Below are 23,591 nucleotides of genomic sequence, written 5' to 3'. Positions count from 1 at the left end.
ATGCTTGGGGGAACATAATTACATGCTGCACAAATTTAAAAAAATAGACTATTCTATTGTCTTTATACTCGTTATTCTGATGGGTATCAGTATTTTATCGATTTACAGTACAACGTTTGGTCGTCCAAAGCTGGAGGGACTCCCGAAAAGCGCAGTGATCTTTTATATTTTGGGCTTCGTAGTCTTTTTTGGGATGTCGATGATCAACTATAAATTCATAATCAAAAATTATTTATATATCTATGGCGTGGGGATGCTCCTGCTCATATTCGTTATGTTCTTTGGTAAGGAGTATTATGGTGCAAAAGGTTGGCTGTCCATCTTCGGGGTCAGTTTGCAGCCTGCTGAATTGTTCAAGTTATGCCTGATTGTGTTTTTATCGGCCTTTTTGGCCCGAAAGAAGAACCGTCCGCTCTATTTTGGACGTGATGTTATCCCGATTACACTCTGTGTTCTGCCGCCGTTACTACTCGTATTGCTTCAAAATGACTTGGGAAATGCATTAAGCTATGTAGTCATTCTTGTGGGCCTACTGTGGATTGGTAACATTAAATTTACGCATGCCCTCATTGGCTTTATGATCGCAGTGGCTGCTTTTATCGGTGGTACACAGGCGTATATTCATTACCATGATGAGATTGTTAAATTCCTGAATGACATTGGACGTTCGCACTGGGCGGATCGTTTTGATCCTTGGCTTGTACCAGAGCTGACCTCAAGAGATGTACTCTGGCAGACGTATAATGCAAAGCTTGCGATTGGTTCTGGTGGGATTACAGGCAAAGGCTATATGGAAGGCACGACGATTCAGTCAAATCGGGTGCCGCTGGCCTATGCTGACTCCATCTTTGTGCAGATTGGGGAAGAATTTGGTTTCATCGGTGCCTCGGTACTGCTTCTCCTGTACTTTATCCTTATTCACAGGCTGGTGCTGATTGCACTGGAGTGTAAGGATCGCGCGGGGCCTTATCTCATTGTTGGGATCATAGCGATGCTGCTTTACCAGATCTTTGTTAATATTGGTCCATTCATTGGTCTGATGCCGTTGACAGGAATTACGCTGCCGTTTATCAGTTCGGGTGGTACCTCCATTATGATCAACATGATCAGCATGGGTCTTGTGATGAGTATTAAGGTCCACACGGAAGAGAATGAGGATATTCTTGGCTCTGCGGAACAACCGAGTATTACGGATCTGGTGAGGAAATTGCTAAGACGCAAGCCATCCCAGCAGGAGCAATAACGTTTCTGAGTCAAACCGTGAAATAGCACGTCAGATTTATGTATATAAGCTAGATAACTATAGAACCCTGGAACAGACCAACCCAAGTTACATTGGGTGGATGTTTTGGGGTTTTTATTGTTTTTACGGCGTAATTCAGGCCGTTGAATAGTTCGTTTTTTAACCTGAAACGACCCTGATTTCCATTTTATTATCCAATTATATACAATGGTAATATTGAGTTCAATTGGAAATCATAGAATGCTAGATTTCAGGGGGATGGACAGAGTCATGTTGAGAATGTTGAAAAAGATGGACGGTGTTATTCTTTTTGTAATGCTGTTGCTCATGATTATTAGTGTATTTGCGATTTATAGCGGAACGCAGACAGATGCCAACCTGGCGAATCATCATGTCAAAACGATGTATTTCTATGTGGCCGGGTTCATTGCGGTGCTTGTGATCGGGCTTGTGAATTACAAGTTATACGTGAAATATGCGTTTTATTTGTATGGCTTGGGGATCATACTACTGATCCTGGCCAATGTCCTGGGAAGTTCAATCAATAACGCCAACGGTTGGCTGAAGCTGGGCGAGAACTTTTCTTTTCAACCGGCAGAGCTGTTCAAGATGATTCTGATTCTGTTTCTCGCCCATTTGATCGTGAAGAGACAACGAGGCACGCTGAAATTTTGGAGAGATATTGTGCCGATTGGCTGTTGGGCGTTTATTCCGTTTGCCCTTGTTATGGCTCAGAATGATTTGGGGAATGCGCTGGGGTATGTCGTGATTCTGGCTGCGGTATTCTGGATCGGAAATATGAGGCTGAAGCACGCATTGATTGCACTGGCGATTGTGGGAGTGGCGTTCTTTGGTTTTGTCAAAGCTTATACCTTCTACCATGATGAAGTATTCACTTTTCTTGAAAAGATAAAACGTGAGCATTGGGCGGAGCGAATTGATCCTTGGCTTGTACCGGAAAAAGCTACCTCCAAAGCTTCCTGGCATACGAAAAATGCAGGTTTAGCCATCGGTTCAGGGGGCATCATCGGCAAAGGTTATTTGCAAGGAACATCCGTTCAGAGTGGACGAGTCCCCTATACGTATTCTGATTCCATTTTTGTTGTGATCGCAGAGGAGTTTGGGTTTGTTGGTGCATCCGTACTGATTCTGTTGTACTTTATCCTGATCCACCGCATGGTGCTGATTGCTCTGGCATGCAGAGATCGCGCGGGACCCGTCATCATTGTAGGTATTATCGGAATGTTATTGTATCAGGTGTTTGAGAACGTGGGGGCGTTCCTCGGACTGATGCCACTCACAGGTATTACGTTACCGTTCATCAGTTACGGCGGCACCTCTTTGCTTATTAATATGGCTTGCATCGGTGTAGTCATGAGCATTAAGTTGTACGGGCAAGAAGAGGAGGATGAACTTCTGATGGGGGAGCAGCAACCTCGGTTGTCGGAACGTTTATGGAATATGCTCAAGAAAGAGAAAAGTGCTGTGTAACTGTTGAGTCGGTGTAAGTGAAAAGTAAAGTGGTGAGACGTATAACGTGATCGTTCATAGGAATAAAGAGGTTGATTTGCCCTGTACCAGGTGCAGATCAACCTTTTTAATATGATGGGTGAGAAAGTGTGAATCATAGAAACGATTTAGTAGATTTATTGCAAATGCTAGGTTTACTTCCGTCTCTACCGGGCATACTGATAGACATGAGAGAGTTGCAGGTAGCGTGATCAGAGAGCCGAGGGGGAGAACGGAATGAGCAGAAGAATTGTAAAGCAAATTGGACTTATTATTGTATGTCTTATGTTGATTATCATGATGTGGGAAGGTCAGAAAACGGATGCAGCTGTGGCGGCCACAGCAATTCCAGAACAATCGATTCGCTTGCGTATTCTAGCAAACTCGGATGCACCGGGAGATCAATTGGTGAAACGCGAGATTCGGGATGCGGTCGTTGCTCAGATGGGCGAGTGGGTAGCCGAACTGGAGAATCCGCAAAGTCTGGATGAAGCGCGCAAGGTTATTCGTGAGCATTTGTCCGAGATTGAGAATAGAGTAGGAGAAGAGTTGGCCAGTCGCGGTTTAAATTATGAGTATCAGGTGGAGCTGGGTTCCGTTCCGTTCCCGACCAAACTATATGGTGGCACTGTGTATCCTGCCGGAGATTATGAAGCGGTTCGGATTACGCTGGGCGAAGGGAAAGGTCAGAACTGGTGGTGTGTGTTGTTCCCGCCGTTGTGCTTCATTGATGCAGGGACCGGGGATGCACTTGCGAAACCTTCAACGGTATCAGCCGCAGCGGCTGAACCAGGAGATGCAGAAGCATCTGTGCAGGGAGATACACCGGAAGCAAGATTCTTTCTGTGGGATATGGCTGTGAAACTGTGGAGTTGGGTAACTGGATTGTTCGCATAACAACCAGTTTATACTATGATAAAGGGCGACTTCGATTATGGGAGCTGCCCTTTTGATATGAATTAGTGGTGAATTTCCGGGCGAAGTATGAAGGGCATCCGAGTTGGGACAGGTATGTTATAATTACTTATATTGAATATGGATATGAACTAACCTACTTGAAGTTTAGGAATGATGATATATGAGCAGAGAAAACGAACCAGTGCAACACACCTCTGAGATGAGGGATGATAGAGAAGAACGTGATATGAAAGCTCCGGGAGAGCTGGTCACTGAGATGTGGGATGTACGCGTCTTGGTGAGCGCTGAGAACGATCACGGATTGGGTAATATTGAAATGTTGGATGTGAAAAAGGGGAGCGCCGATCAACAGGCGCTCGCCGACTTGCAGGCTGCCGCAGCCTGCATTCGTCAAGGTCAGACGGTGGCCTTTCCGACCGAGACGGTCTATGGCTTGGGTGCTGATGCGCGTAGCACAGCAGCCGTGGAGGCTGTATTTGTCGCCAAAGGCCGACCTTCCGACAATCCACTGATTGTGCATATCGCGCACCGTGACCAGTTGGATACTCTGGTCACGGAAGTGAATGAAACGGCGGAAGCGCTGATGGCGGCCTTCTGGCCGGGACCATTGACGCTGGTGCTGCCGGTTAGGCTGGGGGCGGTGTCCCCGCGTGTCACCGCCGGTCTGGACACGGTGGCCGTGCGCATGCCGGACCATCCGGTGGCCTTGCAGTTAATCGCGGCGGCGGCATGCCCTGTGGCTGCGCCAAGCGCCAACCGCTCCGGGCGGCCAAGCCCGACACTCGCGTCTCATGTACGCGAGGATCTGGATGGCCGCATCGGCGGCATTGTGGACGGCGGCCCCACCGGGGTGGGCGTCGAGTCCACGGTTGTGCAGGTCGGTGACGACGGTACCGTCACCATCCTGCGCCCTGGCGGCATTACGGCGGAACAACTGTCCGCCGTTGCCGCCCGTGTCGCCACGGACCCCGCGCTGCTCGCGGAGGGGGCCGATGGCGTGGGCAGCCCGGCGCCGCGCTCGCCGGGCATGAAGTACACGCACTACGCACCCGCAGGGGCGCTGTGCGTGGTAGAGGGGCCGCCCGCAGCGGTGGCGGCCTGGATCAGCGCCGCCCTCGCAGAGGCGGCGCAGCGCGGAGAGCGCACCGCTGTGCTGGCGTTCGCCGAGCACGCGGAGCAGTACCGCGCCGATGCCGTGTTCTCGCTGGGTGACGCCAGCGAGCTGGAAGAAGCAGCGCGCCGGCTATACGCCGCGCTGCGCAGTTGCGATGAGCAAGGCGCCACATATATTGTGGCTGAAGCCTGCTCACGCGAAGGGCTGGGAGCAGCCGTCATGAATCGGCTGCTCAAGGCTGCGGGGAACCAACTCATACAAGTTGGCAACCAGCGCCCCTCTTAACCTCTCCTGATCATACAGTCAGGAGAGTAATCACTCTTTTTCCAAAACAAAATCAAGATTCTATAAAGCCGGCATCTGACCAGAGATCCGTCGCCGTTTGCCTTTCATCGGTCATGTTTAGGTCCTTGTCCGCATATCGTGTACAAGAACCTTTACGTGACTTGGGGGTATGGGGATGTGGGATGTGTCTGCCCATGTGGGGCAGTTGGTAACCATTTTGATCATGGCTATTGCGCTTGGCCTCGATGCGTTCTCACTCGGGATCGGAATTGGCATGAAGGGCATTCGGCTGCGGGATGTATTGCGAATCAGTATTGTAACGGCTCTATTTCATATCATCATGCCGCTCATCGGCATGTATATGGGCAAATACGTCAGCTCCCTGCTCGGTGACATTACGACGTATGCGGCAGGTGGATTGCTTGTTTTGCTGGGTGCTCATATGATTCTGAATGCATTCCGTGAAGGCGATACAAAGCTGGTGGACCACCGTTCCCTGCTCGGCGTTGTGTTGTTCTCCCTCAGCGTAAGTGTGGATTCATTCTCCGTTGGCGTTTCCTTAGGGATGTTTAGCAGTGATCTGATCTTGACCGTACTTGCTTTCGGTGTGTGTGGCGGGGTGATGTCGGTTATGGGTCTGCTATTAGGCCGTCGGGTAAGCCAGAATCTCGGGGATTACGGCGAAGCAATTGGTGGCGCAATCTTGCTTGCGTTTGGACTTTTGTTTATGTTTTAGAATAAAACTTGAGATATCATATCATTCGCATCATATGTAAAATGGGGAGGCTAACACAATGAAACATATTTTATTCGTATGTACAGGAAATACGTGCCGCAGCCCCATGGCAGAGGGGCTTTTGCGAAAACTGGCATCGGAGCGTGGCATTCAGGTAGAAGTTCGTTCCGCAGGTGTGGCAGCAACGTCAGGTATGCCGATTTCCCGCCACGCTGAAGCGGTTTTGAGAGATCATAACGTTGAAGGTCCACCTCATTCCACACAGCTTAGCTCTAACCTGGTAGGTTGGGCCGATCTGGTTCTTACATTAACACGGAGTCATAAGCAGCATGTCATGCAGGTTTTTCCCGATTCAGTCCACAAAACCTATACATTGAAAGAATATGTGGAGGATGATGAACAGGTATTAAGTGATGTTCAGGAGTTGGACAGCCTGTTTGCAACGCTGGAGATGAAACGTGCCCTTGGCCAAGAGATCCTGGCATCGGAGCGTGAGCGAGCCATTGAGATTAGACAACGAATTCCAAGTTTCGACATCTCCGATCCGTTTGGGGGAAGTCGTGATGATTACAATATAGCTGCAGCTGAGATTCGGACGGCATTGGACCGGCTTTTGGATAAGCTGGGATAATTCTGATCCTGCGAGGCAGGTTATAGAAATAGGACACGTGATGTAAATTAACCGTTGATTTTAGCCGCGGGTTGTTTTATGATGAAGGGGAAAACAGGGATCCGGTGTAACTGGCGACGAAGTGGGCATAACCACGATGGAGCACCGGAACAAACGGCCGGTCGCCTGGGCAAAAGAGCAATTCTGCGTTACCCGCAGACTGCTCTTTTTTTCGTCTTTCATCTGATTATTCGCTATAATAGTACCTGAGATGCCGTGCAAGAATACGAAGGACAACCAAGAGACAGCGGGCATGATTTTATCGGGAGGCGATAATAGGATGACTATAGAGTTAGATTCGGAACAACCCGGATTGCAGGAACAGACCGCGTCTATTCTGCATGAACTGGCGCTTGCCGGACAGCTTGGACCTGGACAGATCGTTGTGATCGGTACAAGCACAAGTGAAGTCGCAGGCGCTCGGATTGGTACGAGTGGTGCCATTGAAGTGGCGCAGCAGCTTCTTGCGGGTATACGCGAGGTGCAGGAGGAATTCGGTTTTGACACGGTATTCCAATGTTGTGAGCATCTGAATCGTGCGCTGGTAATGGAACGTTCTGTGCTTACTCGTCTTGGATTGACCGAGGTTGGTGCTATACCCGTGCCCAAGGCCGGAGGTTCAATGGCATCCGCAGCATATCGTTCGCTGACCGATCCATGCCTGGCTGAACATGTGCAGGCCCATGCTGGCCTGGACATTGGGGAGACGATGATTGGGATGCATCTCCGGCATGTAGCCGTACCTTATCGTACAGCGCTCCGCTATGTTGGAGATGCTCGTGTTACCACAGCGTTGACCCGTCCGAAGTTGATTGGCGGCGAACGCGCGGTGTATCGTATGGAAGAACAACCAGATTCGACATTTTGTGACTAACATATAAAGCGAGACTAATTGGGTTACACTCCTGACTTTGATTGCATCACTATCTTCCGATCGCTGTTATCCCCAGATTTTTTTATTCCCTATTTAAAGGGGAAATCCGGTGATAAAGGCGACCACTTCGTTTCTTCAGATTGGTGTTGCACTCGCCGTTTTCGTGTAAACATTAGTTTCGCTTTATAACTTCACTTATAACTGGGAGGAATTTAATCATGGAACAATTGCGCAAGAATGACCCGGCAGTACTGGAAGCGATGAATCTTGAACTGAAACGTCAACAGAACAACATCGAACTGATCGCATCCGAGAACATCGTAAGTGAAGCAGTAATCGAAGCAATGGGATCTGTTCTGACCAACAAGTACGCTGAAGGATATCCAGGTAAACGTTACTATGGCGGTTGTGAGCATGTGGACATCGTTGAAGACATCGCGCGTGATCGTGCAAAAGAATTGTTCGGAGCAGAACACGTGAATGTTCAACCTCACTCCGGTGCACAAGCGAACATGGCAGTTTATCTTGCAGCGTTGAAACCTGGTGATACTGTACTTGGTATGAACCTTGCCCATGGTGGACACCTCACACACGGTAGCCCGGTTAACGCATCTGGTTTGCTGTACAACTTTGTAGCATACGGCGTACAGGAAGATACATTCCTGATTGATTATGATGAAGTACGCAAAGCGGCTTTCAAACACCGTCCTCGTCTGATCGTTGCAGGTGCAAGTGCATATCCGCGTACCATTGATTTTGAAAAGCTAGCTTCCATCGCCAATGATGTTGGCGCTTTGTTCATGGTGGACATGGCTCACATCGCAGGATTGGTTGCTGCTGGTTTGCATCCAAACCCGGTTCCACATGCGCATTTCGTAACAACAACTACACACAAAACGCTGCGTGGACCTCGTGGTGGTATGATTCTGTGCCGCAAAGCGTGGGCAGCAGCGATTGATAAAGCCGTATTCCCTGGTTCCCAAGGTGGACCTCTGATGCACGTGATCGCTTCCAAAGCGGTAGCATTCGGTGAAGCTTTGCAACCATCGTTCAAAACGTATGCAGAGAATGTCGTGAAAAACGCACAGGTTCTGGCTGAAACACTGATCGCTGAAGGATTGAACATCGTATCCGGTGGTACAGATAACCACTTGATGCTGATCGACACACGCAGTGTGAACATCACAGGTAAGGAAGCTGAGCATGTGCTTGATTCCATCGGTATTACCGTGAACAAAAATGCAATTCCATTCGACCCTACAAGCCCGTTTGTAACGAGTGGTATTCGAATTGGTACACCTGCTGCAACTTCCCGTGGCATGAACGAAGAAGCTATGGTAGCGATCGGTAAGATCATTGCCAAAACGCTGAAAAATCCAAAAGATACAGCGAAGCTGGATGAAGCCCGTGCAGAAGTGACTGCACTGACAGACCAATTCCCGCTCTATACAGATCTTAAATACTAAAAAACTTTGCTCATGCTGTTTGTATTTGAGTGTTTTTAATGTACACACGCAGACGGAGCAAACCGAAAGAACCTGAAGAAGCGTAGCGCTCGCCTTTATCACTGGATTTTACCCCTTATTAAAGTGGTTCAAAAAAATCCTGGGGATAACAGCGATCGGAAGGTCATTCGGTTTGCGGAGCATCATTAGTGTTTACACGTTTTTGAACATACTCAATGACATAACAGCAAGAGCAAAACAGGACCGGATGGATCATTTTCCGGTCCTGTTTTTTATAGGATTCGGTAATCTGTAATGATTGGGTGCCCTTTGATGGTGTAATTCGTTGTTGGTGATGATATAATATACAGGATTTATCGAGCCCATGAATGGCGGCTAGGTATATTTGGAAATGCTGAACATGAAGAACTTACCGGAGGGACAAATTAGATGGGAAAATTAGTAATATGTGATCACCCTTTGATTCAACACAAACTGACGTTTATACGCGACATGCGTACGAATACGAAAGATTTTCGTGAATTGGTGGATGAAGTAGCAACGTTGATGGCTTATGAGATTACAAGAGATGTTGAACTGGAAACGATTGATGTACAGACACCTGTAGCTGCAACACAAGGTAAAGTCATCTCTGGACGTATGCTCGGACTGGTGCCGATTCTGCGCGCAGGACTCGGAATGCTGGATGGCGTTGTGAAATTGTTGCCAGCGGCAAAAGTTGGACATGTTGGTCTGTTCCGTGACCCGGAAACACTGCAACCGGTAGAATACTACACCAAACTGCCTACAGACGTAACAGAGCGTCAATTGATTGTAATTGATCCGATGCTGGCAACCGGTGGTTCGGCAATTGCAGCTATTGACGTGCTCAAAAAACGTGGCTGTACCCAAATCAAGATGATGAACCTGGTTGCGGCACCGGAAGGCGTAAAAGCTGTGCAAGATGCACATCCCGATGTGGACATCTATGTAGCAGCATTGGACGACCGTCTGGATGATCATGGTTATATCGTTCCAGGGCTTGGAGATGCAGGAGACCGTCTATACGGCACTAAATAAGCATATTGCATGCGGAGTAGAAAAGGGGCTTGCTCGAATGTCCAACAAAATTAAAGTCATGACGATCTTCGGGGTGCGTCCGGAAGCCATCAAGATGGCTCCGCTTATTTTGGAATTGCAGAAACACCCTGAGTCTATTGAATCTATTGTTTGCGTAACTGCGCAGCATCGCCAGATGTTGGATCAGGTACTTGAAGTTTTCGACATTCATCCCGATTATGATCTGGATGTGATGAAGGACCGTCAGACATTGAATGAAATCACAATTCGTGTGCTTGGCGGTCTGGAGCCAGTGTTAGCCGAAGCTAAGCCGGATATTGTACTGGTTCACGGGGATACATTAACTACCTTTGTAGCGAGCTATGCAGCATTCTTGCAACAGATTCAGGTAGGACATGTGGAAGCGGGGCTGCGGACGTGGAACAAGCTGTCTCCATATCCGGAAGAGATGAACCGTCAGCTGACGGGAGTACTGGCTGATCTACACTTTGCGCCTACGGATTGGTCTTCTTCCAATCTTGCCAAAGAAAATAAATCGGAGTCTAGTACGTACGTCACAGGCAACACGGTAACAGATGTGTTTCAATATACTGTACGGGAGGACTACACACACCCGGTACTTGATTGGGCCCAAGGCAAACGCCTTGTGCTGATGACAGCTCATCGCCGTGAATCTCAAGGCGAGCCTCACCGCAACATTTTCCAGGCCGTCAAACGGATTGCCGACGAATTCGAAGATATTGCCATCGTGTACCCGGTGCATCCAAGTCCTGCTGTGAAGGAGCCGGCTCACGCGATCTTGGGGAATCATCCCCGTATTCAATTAATTGATCCACTAGACGTAGTGGATTTGCATAACTTTTACCCGCACACTCACTTGATTTTGACCGATTCAGGCGGTTTGCAGGAAGAAGCACCTTCGTTTGGTGTGCCTGTGCTCGTATTGCGCGATACAACAGAACGCCCGGAAGGTATTGAAGCCGGAACGCTGGAATTGGTAGGTACCGAAGAGGAACGTGTGTATGAACGGACCAAAGCTCTGCTTACAGACAAAACCCTATATGCAAGCATGAGCCAGGCTGCCAATCCATACGGTGATGGACATGCTTCGGAAAGAATTGTCAATGCGATTTTGCATCATTTCGGTGTAAATAGTGAGCGTCCGGAATCATTTCACAGAAAATTCAAAAAATAATACATTTTTTCTGACGGATTTATAAAGGGCAAGCATACAGTTAAACTGTACGGTTTACGCGGGTTTATGGGCTTTGAGGGTCTGTATTCCCGTCGTTTCCCCCTTTAAAACGCTAAAATCATTCAATTGACAAAGGCTCTCATCATTCAGTAAAATTAACTGGGATTGCAAGGGTGGCGTGGAAAATGGCCGATTCGAACAAACCAAATTCATCCCGTAACCATGACGATAATGTATGGAAAGCAATGGGACTCGTGACAGCTTTTGGGATCGAGATTGCCATTCTCGCTGTTGCCGGGTATTACGCTGGCTCCTGGTTGGACAAGACCATCGGAGGTAACGGAATATGGATCGCCGTAAGCGTTCTCTTTTTTCTTGCGGCAGGCGGTGTAAGCATCTACTTTATCGCGAAAAAAATCATGGGGGAAAGTGATGAGTGAACTAACCAGATACCGCAGATCGATGACTGTTTTCGTCATGTACTTTCTTATGATTTGTTTTCTCGCAGCGGCCTTTATGCCACGTGTGGAGACAATTGCTTTGGGACTGGCCCTGGGTACAGGAGTTAGCTGGATCAATGCATTTTACCTGGGCTACAAAGTAAGGAAAATGTCTGATGATGCGGCAGAAGGTAACTTGAAGCGTGTCAACTTGGGATTTTTGACAAGAGCGGCATTCGCTGTGCTCGGTATATTCATATCGATGCGCTTTCCGCAGTACTTCAATACATATGCGGTTGCAGGCGGTCTCGTCATTGCACAATATTCCTTATTGATTATAGGGATTGTCTATTCCCGCAGAGCAGAATGATGTTAAGGGCTGCAGCTTTCAAGTCGAGAAAGGGGTGAGAAAAATATGCATGAAGCTCCAATTATTATGCTTGGCGGATTTCGACTGGATCTATCGGTCCTGTTGATGCTGGTAGTTACAGGTGCAATTGTTTTTATTTTTGCTGTACTGGCAACACGGAGATTATCCGTTGAAAATCCCGGCAAGCTGCAAAATTTTATGGAGTGGGCAGTAGAATTCGTCCGCAATCTGATTTCCAGTACAATGGATATGAAGAAAGGTAAACATTTTATCTCTCTCGCTCTTTCCATGATTATGTTCATTTTTGTAGGGAACATGCTCGGCCTTCCGCTCGTGGCTGTATCTGAGGTAACAGATGTTAATCAGGCACAGGTATTCGGTAAGCCGATTGTTACAGCGGTGGAGGCGTTTGAAAAAGCGCATGCCAAGGACCCTGAAGCACACCCACACGTTGAACTGGCCTGGTGGAAATCACCAACAGCCGACTTGTCTGTAACGATGGGACTTGCTCTCGTAGCGTTCCTTGTATCTCATGGACTTGGATTGTTCCGTAACACAAAAGGATATCTCCAGCATTACTTCAAGCCATTCGCCTTGTTCTTGCCAATCAACTTGATTGAGACGGCATCCAAGCTGTTGACACACGGTATGCGTCTATTCGCGAATATCTTCGCGGGTGAGGTACTGATCGCAACGATCCTGAAACTGACCACATTCAAAGTGTTTGGTGCTATTGCAGCGATTCCGCTACTTATGGTGTGGCAAGGCTTTAGTATCTTTATCGGCGCGATACAGGCATTTGTGTTTGTTATCTTGATGATGGTGTACATTTCACAGAGCATCGAGACGCATGACGAGCATTAAGTTTCAAGCCCTACGAAGATTTCTTCACCAGGCTGAACAATAAAAAATTCGATTTATCATTTTAAGGAGGATATACAAATGGGAGCAATGGCATTAATCGCAGCAGCAATTGTTGCAGGACTGGGCGCGTTTGGCGCAGGTATTGGTAACGGTATGGTAATCAGCAAAACGGTGGAAGGTATTGCCCGTCAACCGGAAGCAAAATCCACTCTTCAAACAACAATGTTTATCGGTGTAGGTTTGATCGAGGTATTGCCGATCATCGGTGTGGTACTCGCGTTCATGTTCTACGGTATGGCTTAATCAAATTTTAAAGGTTTGGCGGGGAAGGCCATAGCCATCCGCGCCTTCTTTTTAGGTAATGTCCGGTCTAACGGATGACGTTTTAAGGATACCTCCAGGAAGGAGTGAACAGATTGAGTTTCATATGGGAAAATACGCTTCTTGCGATTGTTGCATTTGCAATTTTATATTGGCTGCTTAGCCGTTATGCCTTCGGGCCTTTGTTCTCCATTATGGAAAAACGTCGTGAACTCGTGATGACGCAGATGAATGAGGCTGCACAGACTCGGGAACAGGCCATTGCCTATGTGGAGGAACAAAAACAAGCTCTTGAACAAGCACGTCAAGATGCTTACGACATCATTGAACAGTCCAAACAAACAGGTGGCAAACAAGCTGAATCGATTTTGGCTGATGCAAAAGCTGAAGCTAATCGTCTGAAAGACGATGCAGTACGCGAAATCGAGAGCGAGAAGAACAAAGCAGTCGCAGCACTTCGCAGCGAACTGGGTACAGCTTCCGTTCAGATTGCATCCAAGTTGATCAAAAAAGAAGTTGAGAACGGTCCTGCACAAGAAGAGCTTGTGAACCAATACCTCAATGAGGTAGGAGGCCGACAATGAGCCGCGATACGATAGTTGCCAAGCGTTATGCGAAAGCATTATTCGAAGTTGCTCTTCAGCAACAGCAGGTGCTTGAGGTTGAACAGGAACTGGTTGCAGTAGTCAGTGCATTGACCGGAGATGCAGATATCGAGAAATTTATCGTATCCCCTAACATTTCTGATGAAGCCAAGCAGAACGTAATTCACTCAAGTCTTGATGGCAAGGTATCCGATTCAGTCCTTCGTACAGTCTTGTTGTTGATTGAGCGCGGACGCGTTGAATTGCTGGGAGACTTGCTGAATGATTATCGGAAGATCCAAGGTGAGTCGCTGGGCATCGCTGATGCGCGTGTCTACTCGACTTATGCGTTGAATGATGAAGAAAAAGAAGCGGTAGCCCGTGAATTCGGTGGCCGTGTGAATAAAAAGATTCGTATCGAGAACATTGTTGATCCGACTCTGCTGGGCGGATTGAAAGTCGCCATTGGCGATACGATCTATGACGGCAGCTTGGCTGGCAAGCTCGAACGTCTTGAGCAGTCTTTTAACAGACGAGTACAGTAGATTGGGGTGAGGACACTTGAGTATCAAACCAGAAGAAATCAGTACATTAATTAAGAGCCAAATCGAACAATACAAGACCGATATCGATGTAGTCGAAGTCGGAACGGTAATCGAGGTTGGTGATGGTATCGCTCGTGTTTACGGACTTGAGAACGTCATGTCCAACGAGTTGGTTGAATTCCCAAGCGGTGTTATGGGACTCGCCATGAACGTCGAAGAAAGCAATGTCGGTGTCGTTATCCTGGGACCTTACTACGATATTCGTGAAGGTGACCAAGTGAAACGTACTGGTCAAATCATGCAAGTGCCTGTAGGCGAAGCATTGATTGGACGCGTTGTGAACCCGCTCGGTATTCCTGTAGATGGCAAAGGGCCAATCGCTACAACGGAATTCCGTCCGGTTGAAGGTAAAGCACCAGGCGTAATGGATCGTAAATCGGTTCATGAGCCGATGCAAACAGGGATCAAAGCCATTGATGCAATGGTTCCAATCGGTCGTGGACAACGTGAGTTGATCATCGGTGACCGTCAAACAGGTAAAACATCCATCGCGATTGATGCGATCCTGAACCAAAAAGGTAGCGGCATGAAGTGTATCTATGTGGCTATTGGTCAGAAACAGTCTACGGTTGCTCAAGTTGTGGAAACTCTTCGTCGTAAAGGCGCAATGGAGTACACAATCGTTGTAACTGCAGCAGCTTCCGATCCATCACCACTCTTGTACATCGCACCGTATTCCGGTTGTTCGATGGGTGAGTACTTCATGTACAAAGGCGAGCACGTTCTGGTTATCTATGATGACTTGACCAAACAAGCCTCTGCATATCGTGAGCTTTCCTTGTTGCTTCGTCGTCCACCGGGCCGTGAGGCTTATCCGGGTGACGTCTTCTACCTGCACTCCCGTTTGCTGGAGCGTGCTGCGAAGCTGAATGATGAACTTGGTGGTGGTTCTTTAACCGCACTGCCGTTTATTGAAACACAAGCTTCCGACGTATCTGCATACATCCCAACGAACGTAATCTCCATCACGGACGGACAAATCTTCCTGGAAGCTGACTTGTTCAATGCTGGACAACGCCCGGCGATCAACGTAGGTATTTCCGTATCCCGTGTCGGTGGTTCTGCTCAGATCAAAGCGATGAAAAAGGTTGCAGGTTCCCTGCGTCTCGACCTCGCTCAATATCGTGAGCTTCAAGCGTTCTCCCAGTTCGGTTCCGATCTGGATAAAGCGACTCAGGCCCGCCTGAATCGTGGTGCGCGTATGATGGAAATCCTGAAGCAAGGTGTTAACCAGCCGCTGCCTGTAGAACAACAGGTTGTCAGCTTGTACACTGCGGTTAAAGGATTCCTGGATGAGATTCCAACAGGTGATGTTACTCGTTTCGAGCGTGAGTTCCTCGCGTTCATGGAGAGCAGCCATCCGGAGATTCTTGCATCCATCCGTGATACTAAAGAATTGACTGCAGACAACGAAAATGCACTGAAAGGTGCAATTGAGAAGTTCAGAAAGAGCTTTGCTGTCTCTGTCTAAATAAATGATTGCAGGTGCGGAGTTGTCTAACCGATTCCGCATGTCTGCATGTAATACTTTGACTCTGTCAAAAAAGATGATGCTTACGATGTAGTTTTGACTTTGTCAAAACTAGTGGTGATGCTTACGAAGTAACTTTGACCCCGTCAAAGTTTTGAGGTGGTGAAATCATGGCAAAAGGCATGCGCGAAATTAAGCGGCAAATTAAAAGCGTACAAAGCACCAAGCAGATCACCAAAGCAATGGAGATGGTAGCTGCTGCAAAACTGCGTAAAGCGCAGGAAAAAGCGGAAGCAGCCCGTCCTTATTCGGAGAAACTGAAAGAAGTTGTAGCTAGTATTGCATCAAGCACGCAAGGTATACAGCATCCGATGCTGGAGAGCCGTCCGGTCAAAAAGACAGCTTACCTGATCATTACATCGGACCGTGGTCTTGCAGGTGGATACAATGCGAACGTTTTGCGTCAGGTTAATCAGACGCTCAAAGAACGCCACAACTCCCAGGATGACTACGAATTGTTCGTCATTGGACGTAAAGGACGCGATTACTTCAGACGTCGTGAAATTGCGATGGCATCCACAACAACGGATCTGTCGGATTCGCCTTCATTTGCAGACATCAAATCCATCGCACACGAAGCTGTTCATGGGTTTGAACTGGCTGAATTTGATGAATTGTACATTTGTTATAACCGCTTTGTGAATGCGTTGACCCAGATTCCTACGGTAGAAAAACTTCTTCCGATGGAAACACCTGAGGTAACTGCTGCGGAAGGACCAACGGCAAGCTACGAATACGAGCCGTCTGCTGAAGCTGTACTGGAGGTTCTGCTTCCGCGTTACGCGGAAACGCTGATCTATGGTGCACTTCTGAACGGTAAGGCAAGTGAGCTCGGCGCGAAAATGACGGCAATGGGTAATGCAACCAAAAATGCATCCAAACTCATTAACGACTTGTCATTGACATACAACCGTGCCCGTCAAGCGGCGATTACGCAGGAGATTACGGAAATTGTGGCAGGTGCCAACGCAGCACAAGGCTAACCGTTTTTTTATTAATGAAGGCTTGCAGAGCAAAGATAAACGAACGGTACATTATTTTTGCAAAAGTAGCAGGCTTGTAGGAGGGGAACGTTAAGATGAACAAAGGACGCGTTGTGAGCATCATGGGTCCGGTTGTTGACGTCGAGTTTGATCGCGGCGGTCTGCCGGAAATCCTCAATGCCATTACGATCACTACAGTTAGTGAGAGCGGCGTTAGTGTAAACCTTACACTCGAAGCTTCGAAACATCTGGGTGACAACCGAGTACGTTGTATTGCGATGTCCTCCACGGATGGACTTGTTCGTGGTATGGAAGCTTTAGATACAGGAGCACCAATCTCTGTACCCGTCGGAGAAGCAACACTGGGTCGTGTATTTAACGTACTCGGCGAAGCGATTGATACTGGCGGTGCCGTAGCTGCTGAGCACAAGAACCCGATTCACCGTTCAGCACCTGCATTTGATGAACTGACTACCCAAGCAGAAATGCTGGAGACAGGAATCAAAGTTATCGACTTGCTCGCTCCCTACGCTAAAGGTGGTAAAATCGGTCTCTTCGGTGGTGCCGGTGTAGGTAAGACGGTAACCATTCAAGAATTGATCAACAACATCGCACAAGAGCACGGCGGTATCTCCGTATTTGCGGGTGTTGGTGAGCGTACACGTGAAGGTAATGACTTGTATCACGAGATGAGTGATTCCGGCGTTATCAACAAAACAGCAATGGTCTTCGGACAAATGAACGAGCCTCCAGGCGCACGTCTTCGTGTAGCCCTCACAGGTCTGACGATGGCGGAATACTTCCGTGATGAAGAAGGCCGTGACGTGTTGCTCTTTATCGATAATATCTTCCGTTTCACCCAAGCGGGTTCAGAAGTATCTGCCTTGCTTGGACGTATGCCTTCCGCGGTAGGTTACCAACCTACGCTGGCAACAGAAATGGGTCAACTGCAAGAACGTATCACATCAACGAAAAAAGGTTCTGTAACATCCATCCAGGCCATCTACGTGCCTGCGGATGACTACACTGACCCGGCTCCTGCAACGACGTTTGCCCACTTGGATGCAACGACGAACTTGGAGCGTAAAATTTCCGAGATGGGTATCTACCCTGCGGTAGATCCACTGGCTTCCAGCTCCCGGATCTTGTCCCCTGAAGTTGTAGGTGAAGAACACTACAGCGTAGCTCAAGGCGTTAAACGTATCTTGGCACGTTACAATGAATTGCAAGATATCATTGCAATCCTGGGTATGGACGAGTTGAGTGAAGAAGATAGAGCGCTTGTATACCGTGCTCGTAAAATCCAACGTTTCTTGTCCCAGCCTTTCCACGTTGCTGAAGCATTTAACGGTATTCCGGGTAAATACGTTCCAGTTAAAGAAACGGTGCGCAGCTTTAAAGAGATTCTCGAAGGTAAGTATGATGATCTTCCGGAAGCAGCTTTCCTCTTTGTTGGTACAATTGAAGAGGCAGTGGAGAAAGCCAAAACACTGGTTTAGTCTGAATCCAGGATTGTCCTTATGAAGCGGGCTATCCTTCGGATATTTCAGGAGGGATGGAATTGAGCACCTTTTTGTTGGAAATCGTAACACCCGAGCGTTTGGTCTATTCAGAACAGGTGAATAGCATTACGGCTCGTGGTATTGAAGGGGAACTGGGCATTCTGCCAGGTCATATTCCTATGGTTACACCTTTGCAGATTGCACCAATCTATATCCATAACGGAAAAGAAAATAAACGAGTTGCTATCGGTGGCGGGTTTATCGAAGTTCGTAAAGATAAGGTTGTTGTACTCGCAGAGAGTGCTGAATTCCCGGAAAGCATTGATGTGGATCGTGCGCGTGCGGCGAAAGAGCGGGCAGAACGTCGGCTTGCAAGCCAAAGCAATCAGGACCACTTTGATCACCGTCGTGCAGAGATTGCGCTGCAAAAAGCGGTTAACCGGATTAATGTGTTCGGCAAATAAACGATTCTTTGAAGCCTGGCGGCTTAGTCTGCCGGGCTTTTTTGAGTTTGTTTAATAGAATTGTTTTATCGAATATATCAAAAGGGCTGACCACAAATCCATCCTATCCCTTCAGTAAACAGAAGTATTTTAAGCAAAATATTCACCAATTATGAGGATTTGAATAGAATGTAGGACTAAAGTAGTGGGCGTATTTACCACTAAGAGAACCATTTTTTTCATGAGTAAATTTAAATTATTTCCGAGGAAATGACAGAATCGATATCGAAATAGCGCTCTTTTATGTCGTTTTAGTCACAAAATCCCGGCATTTTAAAATTAAAATATTTTAGAAGTGGAAATCAATGTAATTGACAATGTATGATGAAAGAGCCTATATTCCATAGAGTCAGCAGAAGCAGGAAGCTGCGTAGTAGATTCCATAGTCATGCACAGCCGCATTGTTGCTGATCGGTGATTGGGCATCAGGAGATTCCTGCCTGGCAGGAGTAAATCTGACAGTACGCTCAGTATGTTGTGCTTAAGACATTCCAGTATACTAACAAGTTATGGGTGCCGGGCATATGATATGCTGATCGCTGCAACAAATGTGGAGGTAAAGAATATATGGATACTGATCTGACGAATCAGGTGAACCAAGCGTTAAGCACCAACGGCTTGGTCTCAATCATCGTCTCCCTGTTATGTATTGCATTGTCTTGGTGGGCTTTGACAAATCTCAAACTGGATTTAATCATCAGGCAACCACGAGGTGCTCAGGGAAGACTGTTGCATTTGTTGCTCGCCATCATTTTGGGGCATGCCGTTGCTGGCTTTGTCATTGACTACTTGTCCTGGACTCAAATGTTGCGTAATTTGTTTTAATGTTGAGATGGTTGGTTAATCATCTGTTAGGTTCTTCAAGCTGCTCATTGTCGAATAACATCGATTAATTGTGTTAACAATTAGAGTATGAGTTGTCGGTAAAGAAATTAAGAAAAAAATGTGACGTAAAATTGGATGAATTTGAGATGTTTTATGTAAAAATGCTTGTATCGTACAATTCAACAATGTTATGATGGAAGTTAGGGAATTCACAATTGTTCACTTATTTTGTAGTTATAAACGGGATATCCGGTTCATGCCGGCTAATAACCATCCCACTCTGTCTGTTCTGATGCTCTGCTGGCTTGTAAGACACTGATTTTTACATGCTGAATAGCAAGATGCACGGCACATGGTATCATTGATATGGATTATAAAAACCAATTCTTTTCTGAACAGACATCTGTGGCAATATGCCAGAATATGTCGAAATTCCACACACAGCAACAGTCCTTTCTAGCATAGTGGGGCTTACGTATTCCGGAATGAAGAAAAGGGAATAAAAGCGCGGAGGGAACCATGATGAGCAAATTTATCGTCCGCGGTGGCAAAAGGTTGACCGGAAGTGTCAAAGTTAGCGGCGCTAAAAATTCTGTTCTTCCGATCATCGCTGCCTCTCTCTTAGGGGAAGAAGGACAAAGCGTTATTATTGACGCGCCTCCTCTAGACGATGTGATGACGATTAACAAGGTGTTGGAATCGCTGGGAGCGGGAGTTACATACCGGGACGAAGTGATTACCGTAAATGCGGAGAAACTTACTTCCTGTGAAGCCCCGTATGAATGGGTAAGTAAAATGCGGGCGTCTTTCCTGGTCATGGGGCCTTTGTTGACTCGTATGGGTCATACAAGAATCTCACTTCCTGGTGGATGTGCCATCGGTACACGGCCTATTGATCAGCATTTGAAAGGTTTTGAAGCCATGGGCGCAGAGATCAGCTTGGGCCAAGGTTATATCGAAGCTCGTAGCCAAGGTCGGTTGCGTGGCGCGAAAATTTATCTGGATGTGGCTTCCGTAGGTGCCACTCAAAATATTATGATGGCTGCAACATTGGCCGAAGGTGTAACTGTTCTGGAGAACGCGGCAAAAGAACCTGAGATTGTGGATCTTGCCAACTTCCTGAATGGAATGGGTGCCATCGTACGTGGTGCTGGTACTGGAGTGATCCGCATCGAAGGTGTGGAGAAACTGACAGGCGTAACACACACCGTTATTCCGGATCGAGTAGAAGCTGGTACGTATATGGCTGCTGCTGCAATCTCTGGTGGTGACGTGTACATTGAAGGTGCAATCTCTGATCATTTAGGCTCCGTTATCGCGAAGCTTGAAGAGATGGGTGTAACAATCCAACCGGATGAGAATGGCGTGCGTGTAATCGCAGATCGCCCTCTTAAAGCTGTGGATGTAAAAACATTACCATACCCAGGATTCCCGACCGATATGCAATCCCAGATGATGGCACTTTTGCTTGCATCTGAAGGAACAAGTGTCGTGACAGAGACTGTTTTTGAAAACCGATTCATGCATGTGGATGAATTCCAATTGATGAATGCGGAGATCAAAGTCGAAGGACGTTCGTCCATCGTCACAGGTAATGCCAAACTGAAGGGTGCCAAAGTAACGGCTACCGATCTGCGTGCGGGTGCCGCACTCATTATTGCAGGTCTTGTTGCTGAAGGTACAACGGAAGTGGGCGGTGTTCATCACATCGACCGTGGCTATGTACATCTCGCTGAGAAGCTTAACGGACTTGGCGCTGACATCTATCGGATCTCGGTTGATGAGCCTAAGCTGGAAGCAACCAAAGCACCTAGTGAAAAAGTGGAGAAAGAAGTACCGATGTTTAAGGTACAACCAACTTTGGCTTAACACTGGATTGAATAGAAAAAATATGGTCCCTCTATTATGAGTCACACGGTTGTGTGGATTATGAATGCGATGGAACGTATATTGTAAAAAATGATAAAGCTAAGCCATCTGGCTTGGCTTTTTTTGTGTTTACTTTTAAGAAGACAACGAGATATTTGATACCTGATTCTATTAATAGCTGGTCCTAACTTGTATAGCATAACATCGTATTCTGTATCGATTCTCAACCAAATGAAAGAGCGTACTTTTATATAGAGTGTCGATTCCAGCTAACACTGGTATTCAGCGACAGATCAACGTTTCTAAGATGTACATAGCAAAAGAAAATAAGAAATTGAACAGAACGAAAAGGGCCTCGTTTCTCTCAAATCAGGTTCTATCAGATCAAGCCAGCTCATAACCTAAACTATGGATTTGAACAACACGACCGGCACATGACCGGCCATAGATAACGGAGGGTTATATTCGAATGAAAGAAGCTCGTGTACAGGTAAAGGTACCCCTTGTCCCTCGTCCAGGTATGCAAGAGCCGGAGGGAAATACCGTTTCTGGAGTGGAAAAAGACAAGCCTGCCCCATTGAACCTGAGGACTGTTCCATCACAGCCTGCAAGATTATCCAATCCAGGACGGGTGTCGGCAGATGAACTGAACCGAAAGACAACCGAGCATATTCATATACCTGTTATTGAGCTGGACCAGTTCCGCCGAGTGAAGCGTCGCCGAATGCGGACATTTGGACGAAAACCCCGATGGGGACGTAATACGACGCGATGGCAACCTGCTGCCGCTGTATCTGCCTTATTGGCAATGGCGTTACTGATTCCGGTAATTCTGGTATGGCCGCGGACAAGCGAATCACCAAAGCCGATCCCTGCTCCAACAGATTCAAGCAGTACAAGAACCCCAGCTCCTGCGCCAGCCGTTCCTGTTACGTACCCTGAACCTAAAGTGCGCGTATACCTGTCTGCAACGGGCACAACGATGAATCTGCCATTGGAAGACTATGTTACCGGGGTTGTGGCAGCTGAGATGCCAGCGGAATTCAGACTGGAGGCGTTAAAAGCGCAGGCAATAGCTGCTCGTACATTTATCGTGCGTAGGTTAGCTGCGAGTGATACAAGCGGTGTTCCATCAGGTGCGGCGGATGTAACGGATACGGTCAGCCATCAGGTGTTTATTCCGCCAGATCAGGTGAAAGCGGATTGGACGCGTCTAGGGAAGGCGAAGGAATGGGAGAAGCTGCAACAGGCTGTACGCGAAAGTCGAGATACGGTGATGACATATCAGGGCAAGGCAATCACCGCATCCTTTTTTTCCACAAGTAATGGGTATACCGAGAATGCTGAGGATGTATGGGGGAACGCTGTGCCGTATCTGCAAAGTGTAGACAGTCCGTGGGACAAAAACCTGGCACCAGGATTCAAGCAGACCGTCACCATGAAGCGTAACGAGATTCTGCAGAAGTTAAACCTGGATGCCATTCCGGTTACCGCCCAGAAGGGTGGATCGTGGATGGAAGTATTGTCTACAACCAAAGGGCATCGGATTAAAGAAATGCAGGTCGCAGGTGAAACATTCAGCGGACCCGAGGTGCGTAAGCTGCTTGGATTAAGATCCAGCCAGTTCAGTTGGAAGACCACAGGTGACGAAATCCAGATTACAACGTACGGTTACGGTCATGGGGTTGGCATGAGCCAATGGGGAGCAAACGGCATGGCGCAGGAGGGACACACGGCCACCCAAATTCTCAAACACTACTATACCGGCATTTCATTCGGACAGGCATCCAAGATGCTTGCATCGAAGTAGGAGAGATGAACACGGATGGATAAAGCGAAATAATTCGAATGAGTAGGAGTATGTGCGAATGTATACAAATGTATGTGAATGAGAGCAGTTTTGGTTTGGAACTCATCTGACTCCCCGTATATCATTGCACGCTAACGAACCTGGGAGATCTTATTGGGCGTTATCACAGTGAATGGAGATTCTAACGAATCTCAGACGCGTTATATCATGACATACCACCGAACTGATCCGATAATAGCGTCCAAAAGAGTAATTAGCGTGTCTATGGTTCGTTAGAATTCCTAAGCCACGGTTTCCCCGCCAATAAGGCCGCCT

Annotated in this window: 23 protein-coding genes and 1 riboswitch; all 23 genes read left to right on the top strand. The window is 47.5% G+C overall.

The features are described from left to right. Window positions 1–22: 22 nt before the first annotated feature. The 23 genes from EL84_RS03295 to spoIID all read left to right on the top strand — a co-directional run bounded on the left by EL84_RS03295 (window position 23) and on the right by spoIID (window position 23,276). Window positions 23–1,243 (top strand): FtsW/RodA/SpoVE family cell cycle protein, encoded by a 1,221-nt coding sequence (locus EL84_RS03295; RefSeq protein ID WP_036667776.1) that lies wholly within the window; start codon window positions 23–25, stop codon window positions 1,241–1,243. 270 nt (window positions 1,244–1,513) lie between these two features. Beyond that, the gene (locus EL84_RS03290; RefSeq protein ID WP_047840705.1) at window positions 1,514–2,734 is read left to right on the top strand and encodes an FtsW/RodA/SpoVE family cell cycle protein; all 1,221 of its coding nucleotides are present in this window, start codon (window positions 1,514–1,516) and stop codon (window positions 2,732–2,734) included. A 255-nt stretch (window positions 2,735–2,989) separates the two neighbouring features. After that, window positions 2,990–3,649, top strand: a complete 660-nt coding sequence (spoIIR, locus tag EL84_RS03285; protein ID WP_047840704.1) for a stage II sporulation protein R — start codon at window positions 2,990–2,992, stop codon at window positions 3,647–3,649. A 247-nt stretch (window positions 3,650–3,896) separates the two neighbouring features. Next, window positions 3,897–5,069 carry an L-threonylcarbamoyladenylate synthase gene (locus EL84_RS03280; RefSeq protein ID WP_414855707.1) on the top strand — a complete coding sequence of 391 codons (1,173 nt, stop codon included), beginning with the start codon at window positions 3,897–3,899 and terminating at the stop codon, window positions 5,067–5,069. Window positions 5,070–5,244: 175 nt separating this feature from the next. Next, a complete protein-coding gene (locus EL84_RS03275; protein WP_047840702.1) occupies window positions 5,245–5,805 on the top strand; it encodes a manganese efflux pump MntP family protein in 561 nt (186 codons plus the stop codon). Window positions 5,806–5,863: 58 nt separating this feature from the next. Next, a complete protein-coding gene (locus tag EL84_RS03270; RefSeq protein ID WP_036612575.1) occupies window positions 5,864–6,436 on the top strand; it encodes a low molecular weight protein arginine phosphatase in 573 nt (190 codons plus the stop codon). Window positions 6,437–6,532: 96 nt separating this feature from the next. Beyond that, window positions 6,533–6,614, top strand: a riboswitch (ZMP/ZTP riboswitch). A gap of 141 nt (window positions 6,615–6,755) precedes the next feature. Further along, complete coding sequence (locus EL84_RS03265; RefSeq protein ID WP_047840701.1) at window positions 6,756–7,349, top strand: TIGR01440 family protein; 594 nt, start codon at window positions 6,756–6,758, stop codon at window positions 7,347–7,349. A gap of 218 nt (window positions 7,350–7,567) precedes the next feature. Next, window positions 7,568–8,815 (top strand): serine hydroxymethyltransferase, encoded by a 1,248-nt coding sequence (gene glyA / locus EL84_RS03260; protein WP_164783303.1) that lies wholly within the window; start codon window positions 7,568–7,570, stop codon window positions 8,813–8,815. Window positions 8,816–9,244: 429 nt separating this feature from the next. Continuing rightward, window positions 9,245–9,874 (top strand): uracil phosphoribosyltransferase, encoded by a 630-nt coding sequence (gene upp / locus EL84_RS03255; RefSeq protein ID WP_017691929.1) that lies wholly within the window; start codon window positions 9,245–9,247, stop codon window positions 9,872–9,874. Window positions 9,875–9,911: 37 nt separating this feature from the next. Further along, window positions 9,912–11,069, top strand: coding sequence for a non-hydrolyzing UDP-N-acetylglucosamine 2-epimerase (wecB, locus tag EL84_RS03250; protein ID WP_036667768.1), 1,158 nt, complete (start codon window positions 9,912–9,914; stop codon window positions 11,067–11,069). 185 nt (window positions 11,070–11,254) lie between these two features. Beyond that, window positions 11,255–11,509, top strand: coding sequence for an AtpZ/AtpI family protein (locus EL84_RS03245; protein ID WP_017691931.1), 255 nt, complete (start codon window positions 11,255–11,257; stop codon window positions 11,507–11,509). Beyond that, window positions 11,502–11,879, top strand: coding sequence for an ATP synthase subunit I (locus EL84_RS03240; protein ID WP_017691932.1), 378 nt, complete (start codon window positions 11,502–11,504; stop codon window positions 11,877–11,879). Before EL84_RS03245 ends, EL84_RS03240 begins: the two co-directional genes overlap by 8 nt. Window positions 11,880–11,924: 45 nt before the next feature. Then, window positions 11,925–12,743 carry a F0F1 ATP synthase subunit A gene (gene atpB / locus EL84_RS03235; protein WP_017691933.1) on the top strand — a complete coding sequence of 273 codons (819 nt, stop codon included), beginning with the start codon at window positions 11,925–11,927 and terminating at the stop codon, window positions 12,741–12,743. Between the two features lie 78 nt (window positions 12,744–12,821). After that, complete coding sequence (gene atpE, locus EL84_RS03230) at window positions 12,822–13,046, top strand: F0F1 ATP synthase subunit C (RefSeq protein ID WP_017691934.1); 225 nt, start codon at window positions 12,822–12,824, stop codon at window positions 13,044–13,046. Between the two features lie 113 nt (window positions 13,047–13,159). Beyond that, window positions 13,160–13,648, top strand: coding sequence for a F0F1 ATP synthase subunit B (gene atpF / locus EL84_RS03225; protein ID WP_036612568.1), 489 nt, complete (start codon window positions 13,160–13,162; stop codon window positions 13,646–13,648). Beyond that, window positions 13,645–14,193, top strand: coding sequence for a F0F1 ATP synthase subunit delta (locus EL84_RS03220; protein WP_036612565.1), 549 nt, complete (start codon window positions 13,645–13,647; stop codon window positions 14,191–14,193). The genes atpF and EL84_RS03220 overlap by 4 nt, the downstream gene beginning before the upstream one ends. A 16-nt stretch (window positions 14,194–14,209) precedes the next feature. Further along, window positions 14,210–15,724: a F0F1 ATP synthase subunit alpha gene (gene atpA / locus EL84_RS03215; RefSeq protein WP_047840700.1), complete on the top strand. Its 1,515-nt coding sequence runs from the start codon at window positions 14,210–14,212 to the stop codon at window positions 15,722–15,724. Between the two features lie 170 nt (window positions 15,725–15,894). After that, window positions 15,895–16,767: an ATP synthase F1 subunit gamma gene (gene atpG, locus EL84_RS03210; RefSeq protein ID WP_036612560.1), complete on the top strand. Its 873-nt coding sequence runs from the start codon at window positions 15,895–15,897 to the stop codon at window positions 16,765–16,767. Between the two features lie 95 nt (window positions 16,768–16,862). Next, entirely contained in the window at window positions 16,863–18,266 is a 1,404-nt protein-coding gene (gene atpD / locus EL84_RS03205; RefSeq protein WP_047840699.1) for a F0F1 ATP synthase subunit beta, read from the top strand. Between the two features lie 62 nt (window positions 18,267–18,328). Further along, window positions 18,329–18,733, top strand: coding sequence for a F0F1 ATP synthase subunit epsilon (locus EL84_RS03200; RefSeq protein ID WP_036612555.1), 405 nt, complete (start codon window positions 18,329–18,331; stop codon window positions 18,731–18,733). 606 nt (window positions 18,734–19,339) lie between these two features. Beyond that, window positions 19,340–19,597: a DUF1146 family protein gene (locus tag EL84_RS03195; RefSeq protein ID WP_017691941.1), complete on the top strand. Its 258-nt coding sequence runs from the start codon at window positions 19,340–19,342 to the stop codon at window positions 19,595–19,597. 522 nt (window positions 19,598–20,119) lie between these two features. Next, window positions 20,120–21,466: a UDP-N-acetylglucosamine 1-carboxyvinyltransferase gene (murA, locus tag EL84_RS03190; RefSeq protein WP_017691942.1), complete on the top strand. Its 1,347-nt coding sequence runs from the start codon at window positions 20,120–20,122 to the stop codon at window positions 21,464–21,466. A gap of 469 nt (window positions 21,467–21,935) precedes the next feature. Further along, window positions 21,936–23,276 carry a stage II sporulation protein D gene (gene spoIID / locus EL84_RS03185; RefSeq protein ID WP_047840698.1) on the top strand — a complete coding sequence of 447 codons (1,341 nt, stop codon included), beginning with the start codon at window positions 21,936–21,938 and terminating at the stop codon, window positions 23,274–23,276. Window positions 23,277–23,591: the final 315 nt, after the last annotated feature.

It is taken from the genome of Paenibacillus sp. VT-400 (assembly GCF_001029205.1).
Taxonomy (GTDB): Bacteria; Bacillota; Bacilli; order Paenibacillales; family Paenibacillaceae; genus Paenibacillus; species Paenibacillus amylolyticus.
Note: the sequence above shows the minus strand (reverse complement) of the source record. Positions and strands in the feature narration are given on the sequence as shown.